Here is a 3247-nt window from a genome sequence, read left to right on the forward strand (position 1 = left end):
GGAACCACAGGTCCGCGACGGCGAGCGACGGCGGCGTCCCGGGCGCGATGCCGAGGTCTTCGGCGAGGCCGTAGGCCAGGGCGGTGCTGTGCCGAGGGCTGTGGTGCCGCACCAGGTCGGCCGCGACGATCGCGGTCAGCCCCGCCGGCACATCGGGGTCGTTCGGGGCCGCGGCGACGGCGACGATCCCCCGCGCTCGGCGGGACGCCTCGTCCCGGACGGACTCGGGCCGCCCGGCCAGGTCCCGGTGGGCCGCCGACGCCCGCGCGGTCAGCTGCTCGGACGTCCACTCGGCGGCGGGGCCGGCGTCGAGCGGTCCTGGCTTCCTCAGGATGGCGCCCACCCTGCCCCCGGTGGCTTCCGGCGCGGGCAGCTCGACGACCTCGTGGCCGCCGAGCGGCGACGGCGACGCGACGCCCAGGTCCGACGCGATCCGGTGGGCCAGCTCCGCGGTCTCGCGGAAGCGGAGCCCGTCCACCAGGGCCGCGGCGACGACGAACGTGAGGTCCAGGTGCGCGGTCGGGTCGGACGCCGCGGTGTGGTCGGCGACCAGCGACGTGATCCAGTCCGCCCGCCGCACGGCCGACCGCTGCGTCGCCGGGTCCCGCTGCCCGGCCAGCACCGCGCGCGCCCGGACGGCTTCGGTTCGCAGCAGCGCCCCGGTCCAGGGGGCTCGGTCCCCGGCGGACGGCCGCACCGGGGCCTCCGCGACCACCAGCGGACCGGCGACCGCCGTGCGGTCGGACCGCGAGAAGACCCCCGTCAGGGCGCGGAGGAACCTGGTGGTGCCCTTCCACCGGCCTCCGGCGGGGGCGGACGCCCCCTGCCCGCCGGATGCCCACTGCCCGCCGGTCGCCCCCTGCCCGCCGGTCGCCTCCGGGTGGGCGTCGACCGGCGGATTGGCGGCGGCCAACGCGTTCATGTGGTGCGCGAACAGCCAGAGGTGGCGCGGCAGCAGCCGTCCGCTGCCGTCGAGCATGCCGATGCCCATGATGCCGTCGTCGTCGACGACCTGTCCCCGGCCGGCCTCGACCTGGAAGAGCGGTTCGTCGTCGATCGTCTCGACGTACTCGTCCACGAGGCCCAACTGGTGCCCGTGCTCGTGGCCCAACGTCATCTCGGACGCGTTCAACGGCCACGCCAAGTGGCGCGCGCGGGCGTCGTCGTCCATCACCGAGACCACCGAGTGCGCGTCGGCCGGGTCGTCGGTGAACTGCACCGTGACGTGGAACTGCTCCCCTCCGGGCAGGCGGTACCCCTGGTTGAAGATCTTGTCCACGCCGCCGAGGAAGCGGTCCTTCAGCCTGTCGAGCTGCTCTTCCGTCGCCACGACGTCGGCCGTGTCCAGGAAGTACCTGGTGGTGATGTCGAGCACCCGGCGACCGTCGACGTCGAAGGCGCGCACGTCGTAGGCGATCGGGTCGCGGATCAGGTCGAGCTGCGGCTTGCCCACGATGCTGATGTCGGACTTGGAGGTCAGCTTCACGCCCTCGCCGCGCACCCACGTCGTGACCGGGATCCCGACCCGTGCCGAGGCGATGCGTTGCGACGACACGGGGTCGCGGGGGTCGAACCACTCCGCCGCCCAACGCCTGCTGTGCCGCCACCTCTCGTCGTCCAGGACCGACTTCGCCACCGGGGGCACGGCGACTTCCCGCTCGGACTGCTCGGTTTCCGGGTCACCGACCACGTCGGTGACGGGCGGCGCGTCGAGCGGGGCGGTACCGCCCGGCCGCACCAGGTCCCACTGCACGAACACGGCGGCGCCGTCGCGGCTCTCGTCCAGCTCGACCGCGATCTCGACGTCGAGGACGTGCTTGCGCAGCAGCTCCTGGACGTCCGGGACGGTGGAGGGGTGGCCGGAGATCCGGACCACCGGCGGCAGGTAGCCCAGTTCGGCACGGGTGCCCGCGGCCTCGGCGAGTTCCTCCCCGAGCTTCTCCACGCGACCGGACTGCACCTCGTCCAGCGACTTCGAGTCCGGCCCGGAGGTGAACACCGACTCCGGCGGAAGGGCGCGGTTCCCCGCCTCGGCGGGATTCTCCAGCGGCGCGGCGGTAGCGGCGATGCCCAGGTCACCGATGATCCGCGCGGCGAGCTTCGCACTGCGCCTGTAGTAGTGCTCCTCCTTGTAGTCGTCGGCGACTACTACGAGGAGGTCGTCGAGCACGTCACGGTCGATCGGCGCACCGGTGCCGACGACCGACGTCACGATCCCCTCCGCGCGCCGCAGCACGAGGTCCTGCGTGAACCGGGTCTGCTCGTCCAGCCAGGCGGCGCGCGCCAGGTCTGCCCGCAACCGCAGCGATTCCACCGTCCAGGGCGCGTCCTCCGACGGCCCCTTGCGCGCGCGCAGGTCGCGAATGGCCTGGTTCGGCCCGGTGGTGGGACCGGCGATCGGTGGCAGGGTCGTTCCCAGGCCCGCCGCCACTTCCAGGGAGACCTGCCTGGCGCTGTCGGCGCTGTCCGCCCTCTGCAGCACGCTCGTCACGACCCTGACGACGTCTTCGAACGCGTCCGGGTCGGTCAGCACCGACATGTCGTGGGTCTGGACCACGATCGTGCCCGCTTCGACGAACAGCGACTTCTGTTCGGCGGCGGAGAGGTGGAGGCCGGCGAGGTAGGTCATCGCCCCCTGGCCGGCGGTCCGCACCGCGTCCGGCGTCCACTGCGCCGAGCTGTCGCGGGGGTCGTCCCGGGTCGGGGCCTGCTGAACACCCTGCGCCATCGCGGACAACGACAAGTCCTGTGCCGCAAGCGCTTCTGTGCTCCCGTGGGCCACCGGGCCCGTCAACGGGGCACCGTCCACGACCGCCTGGGCCTGCTGGACCACGTCCTCTGGCGTCGAGACCAACGTTTCCGACGAGGAGGGCTCCTCCACCACGGGCAAGTCGGCCATCAGGGGTTCGGGCACGACCAGGTCGATCCCGGCAGCCGGAGCGGGTCGACCCACGTGCGCCGGGTCGACCGGCGAGGTGCCGGCCTGCTCTTGGGCCAGCGCGGTCTGGGCGGCCGCGGTCTGGGCCGGCGCGGTCTGGGCCGGCGCGGTCTGGGTTTGTGGCTGGAGCGGCTGCGTCTGCGGCGTAGGCGTCAGCGAGGACTGCGGTGCCGGGGACTGGGCGGCCTCATGCTCGCCCGCGTCGGGTGCCGTCGACCTGTCGTCGACCGGACGCGGATCGAGGGAGGACCACTGCGTTCCCTCCAGAGCCGGCAGACCGACCGCGTCGGCCGGTCCCTGGTACAGGGG

Annotated in this window: 1 protein-coding gene; it reads right to left on the reverse strand. The window is 73.5% G+C overall.

The genetic code is table 11. The features are described 5' to 3' along the window. The coding region (locus AB0G02_RS32630; RefSeq protein WP_360801907.1) for a hypothetical protein at positions 1 to 2728 on the reverse strand (2728 nt) is incomplete at its 3' end. Between the last annotated feature and the right edge of the window lie 519 nt (positions 2729 to 3247).

The sequence above is a fragment of the Actinosynnema sp. NPDC023658 genome, from assembly GCF_040639995.1.
GTDB lineage: Bacteria > Actinomycetota > Actinomycetes > Mycobacteriales > Pseudonocardiaceae > Actinosynnema.